The organism is Azospirillum sp. A23, from assembly GCF_042938965.1.
Lineage (GTDB): Bacteria > Pseudomonadota > Alphaproteobacteria > Azospirillales > Azospirillaceae > Azospirillum > Azospirillum melinis.
The window spans coordinates 996,876-1,020,170 of the sequence record NZ_CP170666.1 but is presented as its reverse complement, the minus strand read 5'-3'; the positions used below and the strand labels follow the sequence as shown (position 1 = coordinate 1,020,170).

22 protein-coding genes and 2 tRNA genes are annotated in these 23,295 nt (G+C 67.6%); 14 read left to right on the top strand and 10 right to left on the bottom strand.

Annotation, left to right across the window (positions count from 1 at the left end):
- Positions 1 to 35: 35 nt before the first annotated feature.
- Positions 36 to 986 carry a DMT family transporter gene (locus ABNQ40_RS13525; RefSeq protein WP_247879815.1) on the bottom strand — a complete coding sequence of 317 codons (951 nt, stop codon included), beginning with the start codon at positions 984 to 986 and terminating at the stop codon, positions 36 to 38.
- Positions 987 to 1,384: 398 nt separating this feature from the next.
- On the opposite strand from ABNQ40_RS13525, the gene ABNQ40_RS13520 reads away from it, so the two are divergent.
- The 8 genes from ABNQ40_RS13520 (at position 1,385) to ABNQ40_RS13485 (ending at position 9,253) form a co-directional block, all read left to right on the top strand.
- Positions 1,385 to 2,983 (top strand): ABC transporter substrate-binding protein, encoded by a 1,599-nt coding sequence (locus tag ABNQ40_RS13520; protein ID WP_109050115.1) that lies wholly within the window; start codon positions 1,385 to 1,387, stop codon positions 2,981 to 2,983.
- Between the two features lie 221 nt (positions 2,984 to 3,204).
- Complete coding sequence (locus ABNQ40_RS13515; RefSeq protein ID WP_109050116.1) at positions 3,205 to 4,215, top strand: ABC transporter permease subunit; 1,011 nt, start codon at positions 3,205 to 3,207, stop codon at positions 4,213 to 4,215.
- Between the two features lie 9 nt (positions 4,216 to 4,224).
- Positions 4,225 to 5,148, top strand: coding sequence for an ABC transporter permease subunit (locus tag ABNQ40_RS13510; protein WP_109050117.1), 924 nt, complete (start codon positions 4,225 to 4,227; stop codon positions 5,146 to 5,148).
- Positions 5,149 to 5,152: 4 nt separating this feature from the next.
- Positions 5,153 to 6,142 carry an ABC transporter ATP-binding protein gene (locus tag ABNQ40_RS13505; RefSeq protein ID WP_109050118.1) on the top strand — a complete coding sequence of 330 codons (990 nt, stop codon included), beginning with the start codon at positions 5,153 to 5,155 and terminating at the stop codon, positions 6,140 to 6,142.
- Positions 6,142 to 7,167 (top strand): peptide ABC transporter ATP-binding protein, encoded by a 1,026-nt coding sequence (locus tag ABNQ40_RS13500; protein WP_247879816.1) that lies wholly within the window; start codon positions 6,142 to 6,144, stop codon positions 7,165 to 7,167. The genes ABNQ40_RS13505 and ABNQ40_RS13500 overlap by 1 nt, the downstream gene beginning before the upstream one ends.
- A gap of 131 nt (positions 7,168 to 7,298) precedes the next feature.
- Positions 7,299 to 8,021, top strand: a complete 723-nt coding sequence (locus tag ABNQ40_RS13495; protein WP_109050119.1) for a hypothetical protein — start codon at positions 7,299 to 7,301, stop codon at positions 8,019 to 8,021.
- Positions 8,022 to 8,162: 141 nt separating this feature from the next.
- Positions 8,163 to 8,651, top strand: coding sequence for a YajQ family cyclic di-GMP-binding protein (locus ABNQ40_RS13490; RefSeq protein ID WP_109050120.1), 489 nt, complete (start codon positions 8,163 to 8,165; stop codon positions 8,649 to 8,651).
- Positions 8,652 to 8,845: 194 nt separating this feature from the next.
- On the top strand, positions 8,846 to 9,253 hold the full coding sequence (locus ABNQ40_RS13485) for a hypothetical protein (protein ID WP_109050121.1): 408 nt from the start codon (positions 8,846 to 8,848) through the stop codon (positions 9,251 to 9,253).
- Between the two features lie 38 nt (positions 9,254 to 9,291).
- On the opposite strand, the gene ABNQ40_RS13480 is transcribed toward ABNQ40_RS13485, so the two are convergent.
- Positions 9,292 to 9,507, bottom strand: coding sequence for a hypothetical protein (locus ABNQ40_RS13480; RefSeq protein ID WP_109050122.1), 216 nt, complete (start codon positions 9,505 to 9,507; stop codon positions 9,292 to 9,294).
- 386 nt (positions 9,508 to 9,893) lie between these two features.
- On the opposite strand from ABNQ40_RS13480, the gene oxlT reads away from it, so the two are divergent.
- Positions 9,894 to 11,189, top strand: coding sequence for an oxalate/formate MFS antiporter (oxlT, locus tag ABNQ40_RS13475; RefSeq protein WP_109050123.1), 1,296 nt, complete (start codon positions 9,894 to 9,896; stop codon positions 11,187 to 11,189).
- 13 nt (positions 11,190 to 11,202) lie between these two features.
- On the opposite strand, the gene ABNQ40_RS13470 is transcribed toward oxlT, so the two are convergent.
- From ABNQ40_RS13470 to ABNQ40_RS13460, 3 genes are read right to left on the bottom strand one after another with little or no spacing between them, the layout of a single operon-like run.
- Positions 11,203 to 12,093: a S49 family peptidase gene (locus ABNQ40_RS13470; RefSeq protein WP_109050124.1), complete on the bottom strand. Its 891-nt coding sequence runs from the start codon at positions 12,091 to 12,093 to the stop codon at positions 11,203 to 11,205.
- Positions 12,094 to 12,153: 60 nt separating this feature from the next.
- Positions 12,154 to 12,888, bottom strand: a complete 735-nt coding sequence (locus ABNQ40_RS13465; protein ID WP_391346846.1) for a tRNA1(Val) (adenine(37)-N6)-methyltransferase — start codon at positions 12,886 to 12,888, stop codon at positions 12,154 to 12,156.
- Between the two features lie 44 nt (positions 12,889 to 12,932).
- Positions 12,933 to 13,139, bottom strand: coding sequence for a DUF2007 domain-containing protein (locus tag ABNQ40_RS13460; RefSeq protein ID WP_109050126.1), 207 nt, complete (start codon positions 13,137 to 13,139; stop codon positions 12,933 to 12,935).
- Between the two features lie 117 nt (positions 13,140 to 13,256).
- Here ABNQ40_RS13460 and ABNQ40_RS13455 point away from each other — a divergent pair, with 117 nt between their 5' ends.
- The 3 genes from ABNQ40_RS13455 to ABNQ40_RS13445 all read left to right on the top strand — a co-directional run bounded on the left by ABNQ40_RS13455 (position 13,257) and on the right by ABNQ40_RS13445 (position 14,808).
- Complete coding sequence (locus ABNQ40_RS13455; protein WP_109490959.1) at positions 13,257 to 14,273, top strand: polyprenyl synthetase family protein; 1,017 nt, start codon at positions 13,257 to 13,259, stop codon at positions 14,271 to 14,273.
- A 147-nt stretch (positions 14,274 to 14,420) separates the two neighbouring features.
- A tRNA-Pro gene (locus tag ABNQ40_RS13450) sits at positions 14,421 to 14,497 on the top strand.
- 234 nt (positions 14,498 to 14,731) lie between these two features.
- Positions 14,732 to 14,808 (top strand) — tRNA-Pro (locus ABNQ40_RS13445).
- Positions 14,809 to 14,881: 73 nt separating this feature from the next.
- Here ABNQ40_RS13445 and ABNQ40_RS13440 read toward each other — a convergent pair.
- The 3 genes from ABNQ40_RS13440 to ABNQ40_RS13430 form a co-directional block, all read right to left on the bottom strand.
- The gene (locus tag ABNQ40_RS13440) at positions 14,882 to 15,298 is read right to left on the bottom strand and encodes a carboxymuconolactone decarboxylase family protein (RefSeq protein WP_158282115.1); all 417 of its coding nucleotides are present in this window, start codon (positions 15,296 to 15,298) and stop codon (positions 14,882 to 14,884) included.
- 171 nt (positions 15,299 to 15,469) lie between these two features.
- A complete protein-coding gene (locus tag ABNQ40_RS13435; RefSeq protein ID WP_109050128.1) occupies positions 15,470 to 16,258 on the bottom strand; it encodes a metallophosphoesterase family protein in 789 nt (262 codons plus the stop codon).
- 98 nt (positions 16,259 to 16,356) lie between these two features.
- A complete protein-coding gene (locus ABNQ40_RS13430) occupies positions 16,357 to 17,811 on the bottom strand; it encodes a tetratricopeptide repeat protein (RefSeq protein ID WP_109050129.1) in 1,455 nt (484 codons plus the stop codon).
- Between the two features lie 154 nt (positions 17,812 to 17,965).
- Here ABNQ40_RS13430 and ABNQ40_RS13425 point away from each other — a divergent pair, with 154 nt between their 5' ends.
- Entirely contained in the window at positions 17,966 to 19,228 is a 1,263-nt protein-coding gene (locus tag ABNQ40_RS13425) for an ABC transporter substrate-binding protein (protein ID WP_109050130.1), read from the top strand.
- A gap of 138 nt (positions 19,229 to 19,366) precedes the next feature.
- Here ABNQ40_RS13425 and ABNQ40_RS13420 read toward each other — a convergent pair whose 3' ends face one another.
- Together ABNQ40_RS13420 and ABNQ40_RS13415 are read right to left on the bottom strand one after the other, a co-directional pair.
- A complete protein-coding gene (locus ABNQ40_RS13420) occupies positions 19,367 to 20,011 on the bottom strand; it encodes a trimeric intracellular cation channel family protein (protein ID WP_109050131.1) in 645 nt (214 codons plus the stop codon).
- A 99-nt stretch (positions 20,012 to 20,110) separates the two neighbouring features.
- Complete coding sequence (locus tag ABNQ40_RS13415) at positions 20,111 to 20,671, bottom strand: hypothetical protein (RefSeq protein WP_109050132.1); 561 nt, start codon at positions 20,669 to 20,671, stop codon at positions 20,111 to 20,113.
- A 163-nt stretch (positions 20,672 to 20,834) separates the two neighbouring features.
- Between ABNQ40_RS13415 and ABNQ40_RS13410 the strand changes: the two genes are divergently transcribed.
- Positions 20,835 to 23,288, top strand: coding sequence for a heavy metal translocating P-type ATPase (locus ABNQ40_RS13410; RefSeq protein WP_109050133.1), 2,454 nt, complete (start codon positions 20,835 to 20,837; stop codon positions 23,286 to 23,288).
- Positions 23,289 to 23,295: the final 7 nt, after the last annotated feature.

Below are 23,295 nucleotides of genomic sequence, written 5' to 3'. Positions count from 1 at the left end.
GCGATACCGGCAAGCGATACCGGCTGGCATGCCGCTCAGGCCGCTTTGCCCGCCGGTTCCGCCGCCGGCTTGCGGGCTTGCAGGGTGGCGAGCATCACGCCGGGCAGCACCAGAAGCACGCCCATCAGATGGAAGCCCTGCAACGGCTCGGACAGCATCGCCCAGGAGGCCAGCGCCGCCCACAGCGGCGACACGTACAGCGCGGTGGAGGCGCGGGCCGCACCCATCATCACGATGGTCTTCTGATAGGCGAGCAGCGCCAGCACCGAGGCGAACAGCGCCACGGCGACGATCGACAGGACGGTGGAGACGGAAAAGGGGACCGGCCGCACCGCCACCGTCTCCCACGCATAGAAGGGCGCCAGCACCAGCACGCCGGCCAGCGCATTGGCGGCGAAGGCGGTGACCACCGGCAGGGGTGTGCCCGATTGCCGCAGCAGGATGGTGTAGACCGACCAGGACACCGCCCCGGTCAGCACCAGCAGGTCGCCGCCATTGAAGGACAGGTGCCGCAAAGCCTCCAGGTCGCCGCGGGTCAGGATCACCAGCACGCCGGCCATCGCCAGCAGGATGCCGAGGATCTGCCGCGGACGGATGGCGTCGCCCAGCCAGACCGCGGCCAGCGCCAGGATCATCGCCGGGCTGGTGGCATAGATCAGGCTGGCGTTGGTGGCGCTGGTCCGCTCCAGCCCGTAATAGACGATGGCCCCCGAAATCCCCTGACCCAGCACGCCCAGCAGCAGATAGCGCCGCCATTGCGCCTTCAACTGGCCGCGGTGGGCCAGCAGGCCCGGCAGGGCGAAGGGCAGCACGATCAGGAAGGCGATCAGCCAGCGCCAGAAGGCCAGCCCGATCGGCGGCACCACATGCGCCGCCGCCCGCCCGACCACGGGGTTGGAGGCCAGCAGCGCGGACCCGACGATGTAGAGGCTGTAGGCGGCCAGCGGTCCAGACCGCAGGGAGGACGGCAGAAGCGGAAAGGGCATGCCGGACCGGTATCCGAAAAATGGTTTCATAACAGGTGCAACCCAGCCTAGCATGGGGTTCGCCGCCGGACTTCACGGCGGGTGCGCATGGCAGCCGACCGCCTCCATCGGCTGCGAGCATTTCCCCGGCGGCACACCCGGTAGGCCTGATTCGCCGGGGTAGGAAGCTGCCGGTTCGGTCAACCGGATGGTTGGCTTTGCAACTGTTTCGTTTTCGGGGGCGAAAATGTATCCATACGGACGTATTGGCGCCACGAATTGTGCTCTGCGCCACGGTATAGCCACGTATGCATGTAGGCGTTGACAGGCGCCTTGGGCACGCGCCAAATGGCGACGCATTTCCAAAGGCGTTCTGGCAAATTTCCATACGCTCCAATCGGAATCGGGAGGCAAGACGAATGAAGCGCATCCTGCTGGGTGCCGGGCTTGGTATGGCCGCGGCGCTGGCGCTGTCGGCGCCGGCCCAGGCGGCGAAGACCCTTGTTTATTGCTCCGAGGGTAGCCCCGAAAACTTCAACCCCATGTTGAACACGACCGGCACCAGCTTCGACGTTGCCCTTCCGGTCTACAACAATCTCGTCCAGTTCGAGCATGGCGGCACCAAGGTCGTTCCCGGCCTGGCGGAATCCTGGACCATCTCCGACGATGGGCTGGTCTACACCTTCAAGCTGCGTGCCGGTGCCAAGTGGCACAGTGTCGGCGATTTCAAGCCGACCCGCGACGCCAACGCCGACGACGTGATCTTCTCGTTCGAGCGCCAGTGGAAGCCGGATCATCCCTTCCACAAGATCTCCGGCGGCGCCTACGATTACTTCAACGACATGGCGATGCCCAAGCTGTTGAAGTCGATCGAGAAGGTTGACGACCTGACGGTCAAGTTCACGCTGAACGCGGTCGAGGCGCCGTTCCTGGCCAACCTCGCCATGCCGTTCGCCCCGATCATGTCGGCCGAATACGGTGCGATGCTGCTGAAGAAGGGCACGCCGGAGAAGCTGGACCAGGTTCCGGTCGGCACCGGTCCCTTCCAGTTCGTCGCCTACCAGAAGGACGCCGTCATCCGGTACAAGGCGTTCGAGCAGTATTGGGGCGGCAAGCAGCCGCTCGACAACCTCGTCTTCGCGATCACGCCCGATGCGGCGGTTCGTCTGGCCAAGCTGAAGGCCAACGAATGCCAGATCATGCCGTATCCGAATCCGGCCGACATCGACGGCATGAAGAAGGACACCTCCATCGTCGTTCAGGAGCAGGAAGGCCTGAACGTCGGTTACGTCTCCTTCAACGTGACGAAGAAGCCGTTCGACGACGTGCGCGTCCGCCGCGCCGTCAGCATGGCGCTCGACAAGAAGGCGACCGTCGCCGCGGTCTATCAGGCCGCCGGCGTCCCGGCCAAGAACCCGATTCCGCCGACCATGTGGTCGTACAACGACGCCATCGAGGATTATCCCTACGACGTCGAGCGCGCCAAGAAGCTGCTCGCCGACGCGGGTTATCCCAACGGCTTCGAGACCGACCTGTGGGCGATGCCGGTGCAGCGCCCGTACAACCCCAACGCCAAGCGCGTCGCCGAGATGATGCAGGCCGATCTGGCCAAGGTCGGCATCAAGGCGAAGATCGTGCAGTACGAGTGGGGTGAGTACCGCAAGCGGATGCAGCAGGGCGAGCACCAGATGGGCATGCTCGGCTGGACCGGCGACAACGGCGATCCGGACAACTTCCTCTACACCCTGCTGGGTTGCGAGGCTGCGCGTCCGGGCGGCAACAACCTGTCGAAGTGGTGCAACAAGGAGTTCGACGACCTCGTCGTCCAGGCCAAGCGCACCACCGACATCGCCGCGCGCACCAAGCTGTACGAGCAGGCGCAGGTCATCTTCAAGGAAGAGGCCCCGTGGTACACCATCGCCCATTCGGTGGTTTACATGGGTCTCGCCAAGAACGTCGTCGGCTACAAGATGGACCCGTTCGGCGTCCATCGCTTCGAAGGCGTCGACCTGAAGTGATGCGCGACGCGTCCCCGCAAAAAGGGGGTGCGACGAGGAGAGTATGGGATCGGAGGCGTGGATTTCCGCGCCTCCGATCCTTTGAAACCAAGGCTATTCCCGTACCTGCGCAAGCGGGGGCGGGCCGGAGTGGGGGCAGGTGCCCCTGATGGAACGGGGCGTTGCCAAGTCAGCGCTCCGTTCCAGTTTTCACCGTAGTTTTAAAAAACGAGTACCCGTCGATGCTTCGCTTCATCCTGACGCGGGTAAGCTTGGTGATTCCGACTTTTCTCGGCATCACCTTTCTGACCTTCATCCTGATCCGGCTGGTTCCCGGCGACCCCATCGAGGTGCGCGTCGGCGAACGGGGTATCGCGCCCGAACGGCTGGCCGCCCTCCGCCATGAACTGGGTCTCGACCAATCGCTCTGGCAACAGTTCCTCGATTATGTCGGCAACGTGCTGTCCGGTGATTTCGGTCTCTCGCTGGTCACCCACAATTCGGTGCTGAGCGAATTCATCACCCTGTTCCCGGCGACGCTCGAACTGGCGCTGTGCGCCATGCTGTTCGCGACGCTGGTGGGCCTGCCGGCCGGCATCCTGGCGGCGGTCAAGCGCGGGTCGCTGTTCGACCACGGCGTGATGGGCGCCAGCCTGACCGGTTATTCCATGCCGATCTTCTGGTGGGGCCTGCTGCTGATCCTGTTCTTCTCGGTCGCACTGGGCTGGACCCCGGTTTCGGGGCGCCTGGATCTGGTCTATTACGTGGAGCCGGTGACCGGCTTCATGCTGATCGACACGCTGATGGCCGGCGATTACGAGGCGTTCCGCTCGGCTCTGTCGCACCTGATCCTGCCGACCATCGTGCTCGGCACCGTGCCGCTGGCCGTGGTGGCGCGCATGACGCGCTCGGCCATGCTGGAGGTGCTGGGCGAGGATTACATTCGCACCGCCCGCGCCAAGGGTCTGGACAGCGGCAGGGTCATCGGCATGCATGCGCTGCGCAACGCGCTGATCCCGGTGGTGACCGTCATCGGCTTGCAGGTCGGCACGCTGCTGGGCGGCGCCATCCTGACCGAGACCATCTTCTCCTGGCCGGGCGTCGGCAAATGGCTGATCGAATCGATCAACCGCCGCGACTATCCGGCCCTGCAGGGCGGCGTCCTGCTGATCGCCACCTCGGTGATTCTGGTCAATCTGCTGGTGGACGTGCTTTACGGCGTCCTCAACCCCCGCATCCGTCACGCGCGGTGAGGCCAATCCATGTCCGCTGAACTCTCGACCAATCCAGAGCCCGCCGTCCCGGAACCGATCGCCGTGTCGCGCCCGCCGCACCCGCTGACCGAGTTCTGGTATCACTTCAAGCAGAACAAGGGCGCGCTCGGCGGTCTGGTGGTGATCGCGCTGATCGCGCTGATCGCCATCTTCGCCGGGGTCATCGCCCCGCACAATCCCGACATCCAGTACCGCGACGCCATCCTGACCCCGCCGGTCTGGCAGGAGGGCGGAAGCTGGAGCTACATCCTGGGCACCGACGACATCGGCCGCGACATGATGTCCCGCCTGATGTACGGCGCGCGGCTGTCGATGATGATCGGCCTGATCGTCGTCACCCTGTCGCTGGCCGTCGGGCTGGGGCTGGGGCTGGTCGCCGGCTTCTTCGGCGGCATGGCCGACGTGCTGATCATGCGCGCCATGGACATCCTGCTGGCGCTGCCGTCCCTGCTGCTGGCGGTGGTGGTGGCCGCCATCCTCGGGCCGGGGCTGGTGAACGCCATGCTGGCGGTGTCGGTGGTGGTGATCCCGCACTATGCCCGCCTGACCCGCGCCGCCGTGCTGGCCGAGGTGAACAAGGACTATGTCGTCGCCTCGCGCGTTGCCGGGGCCGGGCCGCTGCGCCTGATGCTGATCGTGGTTCTGCCCAACTGCGTCGCCCCGCTGATCGTGCAGGCGACGCTGGGCTTCTCCACCGCCATTCTCGACGCCGCGGCGCTGGGCTTCCTCGGTCTCGGCGCGCAGCCGCCGACGCCGGAATGGGGCACCATGCTGGCCTCCTCGCTCCAGTTCCTCCAGCGCGCCCCCTGGGTCGTGACCTGGCCCGGCATCGCCATCCTGGTGACGGTGCTGGCCTTCAATCTGTTGGGCGACGGTCTTCGCGACGCGCTCGACCCCAAGCTGAAGCGTTGACCTCATGCCTCTTCTCGACATCAAGAACCTGTCGGTCGAGTTCACCACCCGCGCCGGCACCTTCCGCGCGGTGGATGGCATCGACCTGACCGTGGACGAAGGCGAGGTCGTCGGCATCGTCGGCGAATCCGGCTCCGGCAAGTCCGTCACGTCGCTGGCGGTGATGGGGCTTCTCGGCTCCAACGGCCGCGTCGTCGCCGACCGGATGATGTTCGGCGGCCGGGACCTGCTGACCATGCCCGCCGCCCAGCGCCGGAAGATCACCGGCAAGGACGTCGCCATGGTCTTCCAGGAGCCGATGACCAGCCTGAACCCCTGCTTCACCGTCGGTTTCCAGATCATGGAGACCCTGCGCGTGCATGAGGGGCTGTCCGGCAAGGCGCTGCGCAACCGCGCCATCGCGCTGCTGGAGCAGGTCGGCATCCCGGCGCCGGAAACCCGCCTGGCGGCCTTCCCGCACCAGCTGTCGGGCGGCATGAACCAGCGCGTGATGATCGCCATCGCCATCGCCTGCAACCCGCGCCTGCTGGTGGCGGACGAGCCGACGACGGCGCTGGACGTCACCATCCAGAAGCAGATCCTCGACCTGCTGGTCCAGCTCCAGCGCGAACGCGGCATGGCGCTGATCCTGATCACCCACGACATGGGCGTGGTGGCGGAGACGGCCCAGCGCGTCGTCGTCATGTATGCCGGCCAGGTGGCGGAAACGCGCCCGGTCCAGTCCCTGTTCGAACGGCCGCGCCACCCCTACACCGGCGCCCTGCTGGATGCGCTGCCGGAGCGGGCGCTCGGCAAGCGCCGGCTGCCGACGATTCCCGGCATGGTGCCGGGAATCTCCGACCGGCCGGCCGGCTGCCTGTTCAGCCCACGCTGCCGCTTTGCCGACGCGCGTTGCCGTGCCGAACGCCCGGCGCTGTTCGATGTGGACGACGGGCGCGCGCGCTGTTTCTACCCGCTGCCGGACGGCGATCTCGCCGCCGGGGAGGCGCTGTGATGAGCATCGAGACCGAACCCCAGAACGGACCCCACATCTTCGAGGCCTCGGCCGGCAATTCGGTCGTGCTGGAAGCCCGCGACCTGCGCAAGCACTATGCGGTCAAGCGCGGCGCCTTCAAGCCGATGGCGACGGTGAAGGCGCTGGACGGCGTGTCCTTCCGCCTCCAGGCCGGCAAGACGCTGGCGGTGGTCGGCGAGTCGGGCTGCGGCAAGTCGACGCTGGCCCGTTCCGTCACCATGATCGAGCCGCCCAGCTCGGGCGAACTGCTCTATGACGGCCGCGAGGTCGTCGGGCGCAGTGCCGCGGAGATGAAGGAACTGCGCCGCACGGTGCAGATGGTCTTCCAGAATCCCTACGGCTCGCTGAACCCGCGCAAGACGGTCGGCTCCATCCTGACCGAGCCGCTGGTCATCAACACCGCCATGGACAAGCACGAGCGGCGCGACCGCGCGGTTGCCATGATGGGGAAGGTGGGCCTGCGCCCCGATCAGGTCGACCGCTATCCGCACATGTTCTCCGGCGGCCAGCGCCAGCGCATCGCCATCGCCCGCGCGCTGATGCTGAGCCCGCGCGTCGTCGTCGCCGACGAGCCGGTGTCGGCGCTCGACGTGTCGATCCAGGCGCAGGTGCTGAACCTGATGATGGATCTGCAGGAAGAGCTGAACCTCGCCTACCTGTTCATCTCCCACGATCTCAGCGTGGTGCGCCACATCGCTGACTCGCTGATGGTGATGTATCTGGGCAAGCCGGTGGAGCATGGCGCCAAGGACGTGGTGTTCAGCCGTCCGCGCCATCCCTACACCCGCATCCTGCTGGCGGCGACGCCGCGGGTGAACCCGGATCTCCGCCTCGACCGTGTGGTGCCGAAGGGCGAGCTGCCGTCGCCGCTGAACCCGCCGCCCGGTTGCTCCTTCCACAAGCGCTGCCCCTTCGCCACCGAGCGCTGCTCCGCGGAGGTTCCGCCGCTGCGCACCGTCGACGAGCGGCTGGTGGCCTGTCACTACGCCGAACAGATGGACTGACCGGCGGCAGGACACTTGCCCTGACGGATTGCGCTGACGGATTGCGCTGACGATTAGCCCGGCCTCCCTTGCGGCGGCCGGGCTATCTTTGCTCCACTGATGCGGCCTCTCCCTGCGATGGAGTCCGCACCATGGCCCTCCGCCGCCTTGCCGCCTTCTGCCTGCCGGTCCTGTTCGGCCTTGCCGCTCCGGCTGCCGCGGCCAGCTTCGACTGCGCTCAGGCCCGCGCCGGAAAAGGGGCGGCGGAGGAAAGGCTGATCTGTTCGACACCGGCGCTCAGTGCCGCCGATGCGGCGCACGGCGAACGGCTGCGCATGGTTCGGCAGACCGAAGGGAAGCCGGGCAGCCGCCTCCATATCCGGGCCGAGCGGCCGGAGATCGCCGACCCGGCCACGCCCGGAGCCGCCTTCTTCAACGAGACGGTGCGCCATTTCGTCGAGGGCGAAACCGGCTCGTTCCGCGAAAGCTCGGCCGACCTGCCGGAGGGGATCGAGGCGGAACTGGCGCTGAGCGCGGATGTTTATGTCACCGCCCCCGGTCTGCTGTCGGTCCAGTTCCTCGGCGAGGGGGTGCAGGGCAACGGCTTTCGCTATGCGGCGGCGCTGACGGTCGATCTTGCGCGCAGGCAGGTGCCGACACCGGCGCAGATGTTCGGCACCGGCTCCTGGCTGGCTGCTGCGATCTCCGCCTGCCGGACGGCGCTCGGGCCCGATCTGGCGGCGGAGTGCGATGGCCCCGACCTGAAGGACACCCGCAGTTGGCGGTTCGAGCCGGACCGGGCGGTGGCGACCCTGTTGCTGCCGGGCAAGGAGCTGCGGGAAATCGCCCTGCCGTTCCATCCGCCCGTCCGGTGAAGCGCCCGGCGCTGAAACGTCCAACGCTGAAACGCCTAACGCTGAAACACAGGGGGCAAAGCGGCTGTTGAGTGCGGCGGCCGTCTTCTTTACGGTTGGCCCGATTCGTTTCTCAGCAGTCCTATCAGGGAGAGTGCCGCCATGCCGTCGTTCGACATCGTGTCCGAGACGGACGTCCACGAGATCGACAACGCCCTCGCCGGTGTCCGCCGCGAGATCGAAACCCGGTTCGACTTCAAGGGCTCCAAATGCACGGTGGAGCGGACCGAGAACGAGATCGTTCTGCTGGCCGACGACGCGCCGAAGCTGGCGCAGATGCAGGAACTGCTGCGCGTCTATGTGACCCGCCGCAAGCTCGATGCCGCGGCGCTGGACTTCACCGCGCAGCCGCAGCGCGCCGCGGGCGATGCCCTGCGCCACACCGTGACGATCAAGCAGGGAATCGCGCAGGATCTGGCGAAGACCATCGTCAAAGGGATCAAGGACAGCAAGATGAAGGTCCAGGTCTCGATCCAGGGCGACGAGCTGCGGGTGACGGGCAAGAAGCGCGACGACCTGCAGGACGCCATCGCCCTGGTCAAGCGGATGGGCATCGAGCAGCCGTTGCAGTACCAGAACTTCCGCGACTGAGGGAGCCGTCAGACCAGCCCCGGCCCGGCAAGCCTTGCCGGGCGGCTGGGAATCTTCTGCCGGGCGGCTGGGAAATTTTTGCCGGTCAAATCGTCGCAGGGGCGGTGCCGGCCCTTGTGAATCGCCGGTTGTGTTGATGGCGTGATTTTTGCGTGTGCTCCTGCGGTTCGCCACAAACCGCCGGGGATCGTCCCATGTCGATGATGGCCAACAGCGAGGCCACGCAAGCCATGCGCATCAGGGCGGAAGACGTCCTGGAGCGCAAAGGGACGTCCGCGTCCAGGCAGGCGGGTGCGCTGGCCGGCCAGTTCGCAGCGATGCTGGAAACCCTGAACGGGGTCGGGGAGGGCGACGCCTCCGGTGCCGGCGGCACGGGAGTGGTGCCGAACGCCCAGCCCTCCGTGCGCCTCGGCGTCGGCGCCGTCACCCTGTTCGCGCAGGAGGACGGGCAGGGCGGGGCCGGCATGGACCCCGCATCCCCGGTGCCCGACCCGCAGGACCCCGCGACCGCGATGCAGGTGGTGGAAAGCGCCATCCAGACCGGCAACGGTGCCAATTTCCGCTGGCTGACCACCCTGCTGACGCAGAACTCAGCGGCCTGATCCGGGCCGCGTTCGGAAAGAACCGCTCAGCCCACCCATCAGAACCCCCGGCCGAACTCGGCCCAGGACAGCGCGACGTCCGGCGATTCCGGCTTGCGCTTGCCGCCGCCGTGGCGGGTGCGGAAACCGGCGAACAGATCCGGCAGAGCGACGTGCGGGAACGACGCGGGAAAGTCGACTCCCGCAGGGGCGAAGCCGGCGGTGGCCAGAGTGGCGGAACCGGCGAACAGGCGGGTCAGGATGCTGGACATCATGCGATTTCCCCTGGCTGCGGCGCGGCTCGTCAGCGCCGTTGAACATGACCGGATCATGCGCCTGCCGCCGCACCGCAACAAGATATTATGTATACCAGATACCGTATTTCAAATATGTGTGCGCCGCATGGCTCTGCCTTGACAGTTCTGTTCGCAAGGCAAGCAATCGGTGCATGCCTGCCAACGTGAAAAAGCGAGACTTTTCAACGCATTCCACGATGTGGAAAAGAATAACGCATTCGGTATCCGGTATTTGGGATACGGATTGTTGAGGCGCACAGTCATGTCCGAACGGCGCTCGACGCGGTGCGATGCGGGTGGCCCGCCACAGCGGACAGCCACACCCCGCCGATCCTGCGCCCCCACGCTCAACGGGACTTTGGGGCATGACCACAGAGACGACCGAAGACCGCGGTCTTCTGCACAACAAATGGTTCCAGCTCAGCGTCGGCCTGCTGTGCATGGCGATGATCGCGAACCTGCAATATGGCTGGACGCTGTTCGTCGATCCCATCGATGCCAAGCATGGCTGGGGACGCGCGGCCATCCAGATCGCCTTTTCCATCTTCGTCTTCACCGAAACCTGGCTGGTCCCGGTCGAGGGCTGGTTCGTCGACCGCTACGGCCCGCAGGTGGTGGTGCTGGTCGGCAGCCTGCTGGTCGGCGGCTCCTGGGTGATCGACAGCCAGGCCACCTCGCTGCCGATGCTCTACACCGCGGCGGTGATCTCCGGCATCGGCGCCGGCTGCGTCTATGGCACCTGCGTCGGCAACGCGCTGAAATGGTTCCCGCAGCAGCGCGGTCTGGCCGCGGGCGTCACTGCCGCCGGCTTCGGCGCCGGTGCCGGCGCCACGGTCATCCCCATCGCCAACATGATCGCCTCCCAAGGCTACGAGCAGGCCTTCCTGGTCTTCGGCATCGGGCAGGGCGTGGTGATCTTCGTGCTGTCCTTCTTCCTGCGCAAGGCGCCGAAGTCGAGCGGCCCGGTGCGCAAGAGCGGGCTTGCCCAGACCAAAATCGACCATCCGCCGTCCCGCGTCATCCGCACCCCGGTCTTCTGGCTGCTCTACGTCATGTTCGTGATGGTGGCGTCCGGCGGCCTGATGGCGGCGGCCCAGATCGCGCCCATCGCCCATGACTTCCACGTCGCCGATTCGCCGATCAACATGTTCGGCCTCGTCCTGCCGGCGCTGACGCTGGCGATCTCCATCGACCGGATCCTCGACGGCGCCGGCCGGCCCTTCTTCGGCTGGGTGTCGGACCGCATCGGCCGCGAGAACACCATGTTCATCGCCTTCGGCATCGCGGCGCTCGCCATCGTCCTGGTGACGCAGCTCGGCCGCAACCCGGTGATGTTCGTGATCTTCACCGCGATGTTCTTCTGCGTCTTCGGCGAGATCTACAGCCTGTTCCCGGCCACCGCCGGCGACACCTTCGGCTCGAAGTTCGCGGCGACCAACGCCGGCATGCTCTACACCGCCAAGGGCACGGCGGCGCTGCTGGTCCCGCTCAGCAGCATCATCGCCAGCCATTTCGGGTGGCACGCCGTGTTCTACATCGCCGCCAGCTTCAATCTGGTCGCCGCGGTGCTGGCATTGTTCGTCCTGAAGCCACTGCGCGCGGCCTTCATCCAGGCCGACGATTACGGGCTTCAGGCGGCACCGGTCACCGCCGAGCGCTGACGGCGGGTTCTCCTCAACGCCCCAGCTTCGCCCAGGCCGCCCAATCGTCAAGAGAGGTGCGGGCGGCCGCGACCAGGGCATCGGCGAAGGCCTCATGCGCCCCGGCCTCCAAGGCCGGGGCGTTGCCGTATCCGGCGCGCAGCCGCAGCCGCCGCAGCATGCCGCCTTCCTGCTGCACCATGCGCAGCCGCACCTTCTCGCCGAAGCGCCCGCGCATGACCGAGCGGAGGTCGCCCAGCCCGTCGATCAGCCCGAGCGCCAGCGCCCTCCGCCCGGCCCAGAAGGCGCCGGAGAACAGTTCCTCCTCCGGTCCGGTCAGGCGGGTGCCGCGGCGGGTGCGCACCATCGCCTTGAATGCCTCGTGCACGTCGGCCTGGAGGGCCTTCAGATGGGCGACCCCGTCCTCCCGCTCCGGCGAGAAGGGGTCGAGCAGCACCTTCTTGTCGCCGGCGGTGTAGAGGCGCCGTTCGATGCCGTGGCGCTCGATCAGCCCATGCAGCCCGAAGCCGGACGACACCACGCCGATGGAGCCGACGATGGAGCTTTCGTCGGCCCAGATCTCGTCCGCCGCGCAGGCCAGCCAGTAGCCGCCCGAGGCCGCGGCATCCTCGCAGAAGGCGAAGACCGGCACCTTCTTCTCTTCCGCCAGATCGCGGATCCGCTTGGCGATCAGCGCCGACTGCACCGGCGACCCGCCCGGCGAGTTGACGATCAGCGCCACCGCCTTCTGGTCCTTGGGCGCGAAGGCGCGCTCCAGCAGCGGGGCGACGCCCGCCAGTGTCAGGCCGGAGCGGAGCGGACCGCCCTGGCCGATGACCCCGGTCAGGCGGACGACGGACACCAGCGGCCCGGCCTTGCGCCAGGGGCCGAAGGGGAGTTTGGCGAGGAGGGATTTCAGGCTCATGCCGGCAGAGATGGGATTGAAGTCTCCCGATTGAAAGGCTCCGCCCCCGCTAAAAATCGGCTAGAACGCCAACGCTTCGGCGTCCCTCAGCACCCGCTCCGCCTCCGGGCTGTAGCCACCTTCGGCCTTGTGCACCGTCAGGCCGGCGGTCAGGCGGGCCGGCGCCCTGCCGCCCTTGCGGGCGACCAGCAGCAGACGCTTGGCCTCCACCCCGGGCTTGGGCCACAGCGGCACCAGGACCAGGCTGCCGAACCGGCCGCGCAGCGCGTGCAGGATGTCCTCGATCCGGTCGGCGCGGTGGACCATGGTCAGGGTGCCGCGCGGCTTCAGCATGCAGCCGGCGAAGCGCACCCAGTCGGCCAGCTGCGCTGCCCCTTCCACATTCGCGGCGGCCTTCCAGCCGTCGGGCGGGACGCTGGCGGCCCCCGCCTTCAGATAGGGCGGATTCATCATCACCCGGTCGAATCCGGCGCTGCCGAGCGCGTCCGGCGGGGCCAGCAGGTCGCCTTCCACCACCGTCACCCGCTCCGCAACACCGCTGAGCGCGGCATTGCGGCGGGCGAAGGCGCAGGCATCGGCCCGCTGCTCCAGCCCGACCACCGCCGCCCCCGGCACCCGGACGGCGAGGCACAGTGCCGCAGCTCCGGTGCCGGTGCCGACATCCAGAACCCGCTCGCCGTCGCCGGCGTCGGTGATCGCGGCGAGGAAGACCGGATCGATGGCGGCGCGATAGCCGCCCTCAGGCTGGAGCAGCCTGACCCGGCCGTTCAGCAGGAAATCCACGGGTGAATTCACTGGCGCTTCGACGCTTTGTTCCGAAGCCGGAATGATCGTGCCGGTCACGCTTCGCCGGCCTCGCGCAGGATGCGGACTGCCTGTGCGGCGTCTTCCGTATCGACCATCAGCCGCCGGGGAATGGCACCGATGGACCCTTCGAGGATGCTGGTGTAGCTGTCCAGCACGACGGCCTCGATCCCGGCATCGGCAAGCAGGGCGACCAGCCAGGACAGGCGGACGGGATCGGTGGTGCGCAGAAGTTCGGTCATGGTTTCTCGAAAGGACGGGCGTCTCGAAATAACGGCCCCCTGCGGACTTGACCGAAGAGCCTAGGCCGTTATGCTCCCTAGCGCAAATTCTGGCGTCAATCATCCGTGGAGTCGACCTTGGCGGTCGTGACCAACTTCGAGCCGAAACGGCGCAAGTCTACCCCGCTCGACGACCTGACCGCTTTGGTGGCCGAGGACCTCAGCGCCGTCAACCAGATCATCCTCGACCGCATGCAGTCGCAGGTCGAGATGATTCCCCAGCTGGCGGGCTATCTGATCGCCGCCGGCGGCAAGCGCCTGCGACCGGTGCTGACGTTGGCGGCCGCCAACCTGTGCGGCTACCAGGGGGAGCATCACCGGTTGCTGGCCGCGGTGGTGGAGTTCATCCACAGCGCGACCCTGCTGCACGACGACGTGGTCGACGAGAGCGACCTGCGCCGCGGCATGGCCTCGGCCAACGCGGTGTTCGGCAACAAGGCCAGCGTGCTGGTCGGCGATTTCCTGTTCTCCCGTGCCTTCGAGATGATGGTGGAGGTGCAGTCGCTCGACGTGCTGCGCATCCTGTCCGGCGCGTCCGCCATCATCGCCGAAGGCGAGGTGCTGCAGCTCCGCACCACCAACGACACCGAGACCAGCGAGCAGGCCTATCTCGAGGTCATCAAGGGCAAGACGGCCGAACTGTTCGCCGCCGCCTGCCGCGTCGGCGCCGTCGTCGCCAACCGCCCGCAGGCGGAGGAGATGGCGCTCTACGACTACGGCATGAATCTCGGCATCGCCTTCCAGCTGGTCGACGACGTGCTGGACTACTCGGCCTTGCAGGCGAAGCTGGGCAAGACGGTCGGCGACGATTTCCGCGAGGGCAAGATCACCCTGCCGGTCGTGCTGGCCTTCCGCCGCGGCAACGACGAGGAACGCGCCTTCTGGCGCCGGGTGATGGAGGAGCTGGACCAGAAGGACGGCGACCTGGAGCGTGCCCAGGCGCTGATGGCCCGCCACAACGCCCTGAAGGACACGGTGGAACGTGCGCGCCATTACGGCTCCATCGCCCGCGACAGCCTGGGCCTGTTCGCCGACGGGCCGGTCAAGCAGGCGTTGCTGGAAGTCATTGATTTCGTGATCGATCGCGATTTCTGACAAGGCTGCGGAGAGGGTGGATCGACGGTCCGGATCTTTTTGACGATGACGCATTTTTTTGCGTTGCGCCCCCGGTCCGGACCGTTTATACACCCCCTCCACCGGCGGACGGCGCACACACAAGTGACCGGCCGACGGTGACAGGACCGGAGAGTAGCTCAGCCTGGTAGAGCACTGCTTTCGGGAGGCAGGGGCCGGAGGTTCGAATCCTCTCTCTCCGACCATAAAGACGATTGTCTACGAAAAGGGCTTCCGGAGAAATCCGGGAGCCCTTCGTCGTTTCAGGGCTGCCGTCCGGTAGGGCGGAACAGCCTGATCGAATGCCCCTACAAAACAGCATGGCAAAAATGCAGCGGGCGGGCTGTGACTTTGCATTGCGTCGCCGGCCGGAACCGTTTATACACCCGCTCCACCGACGGGCGGCGCACTTAAGAGTGACCGGCCGGCGGTGACAGGACCGGAGAGTAGCTCAGCCTGGTAGAGCACTGCTTTCGGGAGGCAGGGGCCGGAGGTTCGAATCCTCTCTCTCCGACCATAAAGACAAAGGCTTCCGGAGTGATCCGGAAGCCTTTCGTCGTTTCAGGGCTGGTGCCGTATTGGCTGCCTCGTCAGGCGGCGCGCTGCTGCTGCGACATCTGGCTCCGCACATGGTCGCAGGCCTGATCGACCTCCCGTGTGAAGGTGTCGTAATCCACCTGCATGCCATTGAGGTAGGCGCTCCAGCCCGCGCTGGACTTCGCGTAATGAACGGCGGCCTCGATCTCGTCCTGCGTCGCGCCGAACAGCTTGGCGAGTGCCGTATGATAGAAGGCGCAGTACCGGCACTTCATGACGGCGGCAATCCCCAGACCGATCAGTTCGCGGTATTTCTGGGGGATCGGCCCGTCATCGACCTGCACGGCCTTGAAAAGGCGCCATTCGGCTTCGATGGTGGTGTCGGGCAGTTCCTTGAAGAAGGATGGAACCAGCCCGAAGATGTCCGTGATTTCCTGGTATACGGCTTGGCGATCCGCTTGGCGATCCATGTGCCCCTCCCTGAGGTGAGGCGTGGGCGTGCCGCGGGATGCGCGGGCACACTCGCGTCGAAGCCGGCTATTATGCGCCGTGAAACACCGGCTGGACGTTTCCATTGGGGCAGATGTGCTTTTTAGCCATTGCCCCGGCGCCGAGTCCCCCAATTCCGGCCAGACGCCTTCTCACACCGTGCACAGGAACCGCCGCTCCGTCCCTTCCAGCACCAGGGCGGTCAGGCGGTTGGTGGCGTAGGCGCCGGTGTCGATGCCGATGCGGTTGGGCAGCAGTTCCGGTTCCGGCGCGATGGTGTGGCCATGGACGACCATTTTGCCATGGTCGGCGCGCGACGCCAGGAAGGCTTCGCGGATCCACAGCCGGTCCTGGTCCTCCTGCCGGTCGAGCGGCACGCCGGGGCGGACGCCGGCATGGACGAAATGGTAGTCGCCGATGGTCAGATGGTTGCGCAGGCCCGTCAGGAAAGCGCGGTGATGGGCGGGCAGCAGGCTGTTCAGCATCAGCTGCGCCTGTTGCAGATGCTCCACTGGTGCATCGGGGTCGGGGGCCGGGATGCCGTAGCTTTCCAGGGTCGCGTCGCCGCCATAGGTCAGCCAGCCGGGGGCAACGCGCAGGTCCGACAGGAAGCCCAGCATCGTGTCCTCGTGGTTGCCGCGCAGGAACACGGCGCCGAAGGCCGGCGGCAGCCCGCAGGCCAGCCGTTCGATCACCAGCCGCGAATCCGGGCCGCGGTCGACGTAATCGCCGAGGAAGACGAGGTATTTCAGCAGGTTCGGCGCCTGATCGGCATCGCGGGCGATCTGACCCAGCATCTGGTCCAGCAGGTCGAGCCGGCCATGGATGTCGCCGACCGCATAGACGCGCATGCCGCGCGGCACCGTTGCCGGTCCCGTCCGCCCGGCCGAGGAAGCGCCCGACGTGGCGTCAGCCCACAGTTTCCGTGCCAAGCTCAACACGCGGCAGTTCTCGATTTTGTCACAGTGCACCCACTCAGCTGTGTCCGGGCCGCCGGCTCTTCAAGGGGGCGAAGGGGGCTTCTTCTGTTGCACCGCATTCACGCCGTTCGAGGGGATAGCGGAGGGGTGGCAAGGTCACGCGACGACAGCAGCGGCCGGCGCAGCCGTCCGGCGGCGATGTCGGCCCGCAAAGCACCGCTGTCGGCGGCACACACGCGGTCCAGCTCCGCCCGGTTGGCCGCGAAGAACGGATTCTGTTCCGACGAGTTCGCCGGCCGCGCATGTTCCAGGTGATAGAGCGGACCGGGCACCCGCTCCACGCTCAGGCCCAGCCGGACGAAGCGTTCGACGATCTCGTCATCCTCGTATCCCCAGGACAGGAAGGCTTCGTTGTAGCCGCCATTGGCCAGCAGCCGTTCCCGGTCGAAGAAGGCGCTGCCGCCGGGAGAGTTGCGGTGAATCAGCGAAAAACGCGGACAGACCACATTCAACGGGGCAGCCGACAGCGTATAGCCGAAGCGCTGAACCTCTTGCCCCATGATCCGGAAGAACAGTCCATTGTAGGGAAACACCAGCCCGCCCCCCTGACGCACCCGGTCGCGCGCCAGCGCATATTGAACCGGGTCTACCACGATGTCGGTGTCGTGCAGGGCGACGATGGGGGTTTCCGCCGCCTCGACCATGCGGTTGATCAGGTGTGCCTTGTGGGTGAAGGGCGTGTCGTTGCCGCGCAGGTGCAGATGGCGGCAGCGGGCGGCGAGATCGGGGCCGAGCGCGTCGGACAGGTCGCTCGGCCCGTCCTTGTCCTCGCCGATCAGCAGGGTGGCGTCGACATGCTTCAGCAGGAAACCGGCGATCCAGCGCAGGTTGCGCTTGCGGTCGTCGCTGTCGGCGCGGAAGGGGATCAGGATAGTGGTGTCGCGCAGGTCGTGCCGCCCGTCCGGCAGCCGCGCCGCCATCGCCGTCTGCCGGGTGCGGAAGGCGGCCTCCTGCACCGCCACCCTCTCCTGCGACTGCTCGTCGGCGGGGTTCAGCGCCAGCGCCATCTCGTAGAAATGCACCGCGGCGCCGGGGCGGCCCAGATCGGCCGCGATGTCGCCATGCTGGCGCCAGCCGGCGGGGAAATGGGGGTGGCGGCCCAGCAGCATGTCCAGCGCCGCCAGCGCTTCGTCGAGCCGTCCGGCGCCTTGCAAGGCTTCGCTCAGATGATATTCGCAGTCGGGAAAATCGGGGCGCAGCGCCAGGGACCGGCGGTAGGTGACGATGGCCTCCTCCGTCCTCAACGCGCGGTGATGGATGGTGCCGAGGTTGAACAGCGCGTCGGCATCCGGCGCCCGCTCCACCGAGCGGGTCAGCAGGTCCAGCGCGCGCTCCATGTCGCCCCGTCGGCCGGCGATGAAGCCCATCCGGTGCAACGCCTCGGCGTTGCCGGGATCGGCATCGAGGATGAGGGCGTACAGGTCCTCACCCTCGGCAAGCCGGCCGGATTTGAGGTGGTCGAGCGCAATGGCGAGCGCTTCGTCGAGGGTGACGGTCCGGCCGCTGGCGGGCATGTGTTTTCAATCCATTGCGAAACGAAGGCCATTGCGAAACGAAGGGCTTCGGCGATTCCACTTTGACACGGAGGGGGGACGCGGTGAACTCTTCGGTCGATCAGAGCGGACCCGATCCGCAGTGCGTCCAGCCAAAAAAGGCCCCCGCAGCATCATGACCAACGACCATAAGAACCGTTCCACCGGAGGACTCGCCCTTTCCCGCCGCACGTTGGGGCAGGCCGCCATCGCCGGCGGCGTGCTGGCCGGCTTCGGCCGTGCGCCAGTCTTCGCGCAGGACACCACGCTGAAGGTCGGCGTGCTGCTGCCGCGTTCCGGCCTGCTGGCCCAAGCCGGTCAGGCCTGCCAGCGCGGCGCCGACATCGCGCCTGCGGTGCTGTCCGAACTCGGCTACAAGGTCGAGGTGTTGTCGGCCGACACCGAATCGAACGCCGACGTCGCCCGTTCGCGCACGGAAAAGCTGATCAACGACGGCGCCCATGTCATCGTCGGCGCCTTCGACAGCGGCCAGACCGCCGCCGCCGCCCAGGTCTGCGAACAGCGCGGCGTGCCGCTGGTGATGAACATCGCCGCCGCCGACAAGCTGACCGAGCAGGGCTACAAGACCGTCTTCCGCAACTTCCCGACCTCCACCATGCTGGTGTCGAACGGGATGTCGCTGATGAAGGAGCTGTTCGCCGCCACCGGCACCACCCCGAAGACGGCCGTGTTCCTGCACGCCAACGACACCTTCGGCATGGCGAACAAGGCCGCCATCGACGCGCTGTTCCCCAAGCTGGACATGCCGTTCCAGATCGTGGAGTCGATCTCCTACGATCCCAAGGCACAGGATCTGGCGGTCGAGGTGGCGAAGGCCAAGGGCACCGGGGCCGAACTTGCCATCGTCACCACCCGCGCCAACGACGCCATCATGATGGTGCGCGAGATGGTGAAGCAGCGCTGGGAGCCCAAGGGCATCGTCTCCCCCGGTTCGCCCGGCCTCTATGACGAGCAGTTCTACAAGGTGTTGGGCAAGTACGCCGACTACGCCATCACCAACCTGCCTTGGTACGACCCCAAGGCGGCGATGACCAAGCGGGTCGAGGCGGCTTTCAAGAAGCAGTTCCCGAACGACCGGTTCGAGGGCTATGCCTTCAACGTCGCCTTCACCTTCGAGGCGATCCTGATCGCCGCCGACGCCTTCAAGCGCGCCGGCACGGCGGAAGCGTCGGCGATGCTGGCGGCCCTGCGCCAGACCAACCTGTCGGACAAGCTGATGGTCGGCCCGGCGATCACCTTCGACGACAAGGGCCAGAACACCAACCTGATCTCCGCCTGCATCCAGAACCACAAGCTGCGCCCGACCGTGGTGCTGCCGAAGGCGTCGGCGGAAGCCGACCCGGTGTTCCCGATGCCGGGCTGGGGCAAGCGGGCGTAAGGTGATTATCCCTTCTCCCCCCTGGGGAGAAGGTTAGGATGAGGGGGTTCGGCGTAGCCGAAAAGATCCTCGAAGCGGATCCCCCTCACCCCGACCCTCTCCCCGGGGGGGAGAGGGGGATTCGGGCAAATGCGTCTCTCAACTCCCCGGTGCCCGCGGGGCGCTCCAGTTGCGCAGCACGCTGACCACGCGAAGCGCGAAGACGGCGAGCGCGCCGACCACCGCGACCGGCACCGGCGGCAGGTCCAGGCGGTTGCCGGCGATCACCACCGCCGCCCCCAGCAGCGACGCCATGGCGTAGATCTCCTCGCGCAGCACCCGCGGCACCTCCGCCACCAGCAAATCGCGCATCGCTCCGCCGCCGCAGGCGGTCATCACCCCCAGGAGGGCGGCCGGCAGCGGGCTCAGCCCAAAGGCCAGAGCCTTGCCGCAGCCGGCGACGGTGAACAGCCCGAGGCCGGCGGCGTCCAGCACCATCACCGGCTTGCCCAGACGGTTGATCGGGCCATGGAACAGGAAGGCGGTCAGCCCGGCGGCCAGCGCCACCATCAGATAGCTGTCGTCGCGCAGGCTGGCGGGCGGCAGCGCGCCGATCAGCAGGTCGCGCACCACGCCGCCGGCCAGCGCCGCCGCCAGCGACAGCACCATCACCCCGAACAGGTCCAGCCGCTTGCGCACCGCCAGCGTGCCGCCGCTGAGCCCGAAGACGAACACGCCGATGAAATCCATCACCGTCAGCAGGGCGGAGAGGTCGGTCGGCATCGGAATGGGAAGCGGCGGCATGGGCGGGCTCTTGGTCGGGCTCTGCGGAGGGTGTTTGCATACCGATTGAGCACAGCCGCCCCGGCCGCGCCAAGCGAAACCTCCGTTTCGAAACCTCCGCTACACCGTGTCGGGCACCGACAGCCGGATGCCCATCCGCCGCGCCTCCAGCATGAAGGCGCGGGTCATCTGCAACAGGTCGGTGCGCCAGTAGAGCTGGGTCAGCGGCTCGTCGAGGAAGTCTTCCGGCAGCATGGCATAGCAATAGGTCTCCACCACCCGCAGATCCTGTTTCCAGGGATCGACGCCGTCGCGCCAGCCGATGGTCCAGCCGGCATGGCCGGCGCCGATGGCCCAGCGTTCGAAATGCGGGGCGATGGTGTTGCTGTCGATGGGGTCCTTCACCGGCACCTGATAGAGCGCGACGAAGCGCCGGACATTCAGTTGAAGCCGCATCAGCAGCGAATCGCCGAAGGCGCCGATGCGATAGAGGCAGTCGGGCGAGCCCGGGGCGTGGCTGAAGCTGACCTCCGCCCGCCGCAGTTCGCTCAGCGGCGTGGCGGAAGGGGCATCGGCCAGCGGCGGCGTCTCATACTCGACGGCCCGCAGATCCTCCACCACGTCATGGGTCAGCATGTGGGAAACGCGGCTCTGCGCCTCGGCGATGGTCAGGCGGGTCAAGGGGCTGGTCCCTTCGGGCAAGTTGCAAAGCGGTCAGGAGACGAACGCCCCGGTCGGACTTTTGTTCAGGGACCGGCAAATCTGCGGCGATCCGCCCCTTGACCTTCCAGTCGCTGGAAGCCCCATATCCCGTCATGCCGAGCGGAATCGAAGGAGAACCGGCATGACCACGACCCAGCACAGCAGCAGCCCCACAGCCACCGCCGATCTCGACATCGGCGTGTCGGGCATGACCTGCGCCTCCTGCGTCCGCCGGGTGGAAAAGGCGCTGGGCCGGGTGCCGGGCGTCACCGCCGTGTCGGTCAATCTGGCGACGGAGCGGGCGCGGCTGAGCTTCGCCGGTCCGCCCGACGCCAGGGCCGCGGCGCAAGCCGTCGAGGCCGCCGGCTTCCATGCCGAACGGCGCGAGTTCGATTTGTCGGTCACCGGCATGACCTGCGCCTCGTGCTCCGGCCGGGTGGAAAAGGCGCTGAACCGGCTGCCCGGTGTCGACTCGGCGTCGGTCAATCTGGCGACCGAGCGCGCCCATGTCGTCGCCTTCGCCGGCAGCCTGGACACCGCCGATCTGGTCGCCGCGGTGGAGAAGGTCGGCTATGGCGCGGTCCCGGTCACTCAAGGCGGCGAGCAGGCGGAGGAGGAGCTGCGGGCCGACCGCAGCCGGCGCGAGCTGCACCATGTGCTGATCGCCGCGGCGCTGTCGCTGCCGCTGCTGGCCGGCATGGCCGGCGACCTGTTCGGGGCCGACTGGATGCTGCCGGGTCCGGTCCAGCTGGTGCTTGCCAGCGTCGTGCAGTTCTGGCTCGGCGCGCGCTTCTACCGCGCCGGCTGGAACGCTGTGCGGGCGGGGGCCGGCAACATGGATCTGCTGGTGGCGCTCGGCACCTCGGCGGCCTGGGGGCTCAGCCTCTATTTGATGCTGACGGCGCATCCGGGGCACGAACCGCATCTCTATTTCGAAGCCTCGTCGGTGCTGATCACCTTCGTGCTGTTCGGCAAATGGCTGGAGGCGCGGGCCAAGGGCCAGACCGCGGCGGCGATCCGCGCATTGATGGATTTGCGCCCGGCGACCGCCCGTCTGCGCCGCGATGGCGTCGAGACCGAGGTGCCGGTGGAGCGCGTCCGTGTCGGCGACCATGTGGTGGTCCGCCCCGGCGAGCGGGTGCCGGTCGACGGCCGGGTGGTCGAGGGCAGCGGCGGCGTCGACGAATCGATGCTGACCGGCGAGAGCCTGCCGGTCGACAAGGAGCCGGGTGCCCGCGTCACCGGCGGCTCGATCAACGGCGACGGCCTGCTGGTGGTGGAGACCACGGCGGTCGGCACCGAGACCATGCTGGCGCAGATCGTCCGCATGGTGGAGGGCGCCCAGGCGTCGAAGGCGCCGATCCAGCGGCTGGTCGACCGGGTCAGCGCCGTGTTCGTCCCGGCGGTTCTGGCGGTGGCGGCATTGACGCTTGCCGGCTGGTGGATCGTCGGCGGCGATCTGGAGGTGGCCATCGTCACCGCGGTGTCGGTGCTGGTCATCGCCTGCCCCTGCGCGCTCGGTCTGGCGACACCGACCGCGATCATGGTCGGCACCGGCGTCGCCGCCCGCCACGGCATTCTCATCAAGGACGCCGAGGCGCTGGAGCGCGCCCATGCCCTGACCGCCGTCGCCTTCGACAAGACCGGCACGCTGACCGAAGGCAAGCCGCGCGTCACCGACCTGATCCCCGCAGACGGCACCGACGGCGAAACCCTGCTGCGCCTTGCCGCCGCCCTCCAGGCCGGCAGCGAGCATCCGCTCGCCCATGCGCTGCGCGACCGCGCCGCCGCCGCCGGCTTGGCGCCGGGATCGGCGGGCGATTTCCGCGCGCTGGCCGGCCGCGGCGTTGCCGGCACGGTGGCGGGACGGCGCCTGCAACTCGGCAATGCCCGCGCGGTGGCGGAGGCCGGTTTGCAGCCGGGTGCTCTCGCCGCGCAGGCGGAGGAACTGTCGGCGAGCGGACGCACCCTGTCCTGGCTGATCGAGGTCGGTGAGACGCCGCGCCTGCTCGGCCTCGTAGCCTTCGGCGACACGGTGAAGGAGAGTGCCGTCACCGCCATCGCCTCGCTGAAGGCACAGGGAGTGGAGCCGGTGATGGTGACCGGCGACGGCCAGGGGGCCGCCCGCTCGGTCGCGGCGGCGCTGGGCATCGAACGGGTGTTCGCCGAGGTTCTGCCGGGCGACAAGGCCGCCGTGGTCGCGACCCTGAAGGGGGAGGGCAAAGTCGTCGGCATGGTCGGGGACGGCATCAACGACGCCCCGGCGCTGGCCGCCGCCGATGTCGGCATCGCCATGGCGACCGGCACCGACGTGGCGATGCACAGCGCCGGCGTCACCCTGATGCGCGGCGACCCGCGTCTGGTCGCCGGTTCCATCGACGTGTCGCGCCGGACCTATGCGAAGATCCGCCAGGGGCTGTTCTGGGCCTTCGCCTACAATGTGATCGGCATCCCGCTGGCCGCGTCGGGCAACCTCAGCCCGGTGCTGGCGGGAGCGGCGATGGCGCTGAGTTCGGTCAGCGTGGTGGTGAACGCCCTGACCCTGCGGGGCTGGACGCCGCCCCAAAATGAGCCGAAGACTGGGGATTTGCAATGAGAGACGG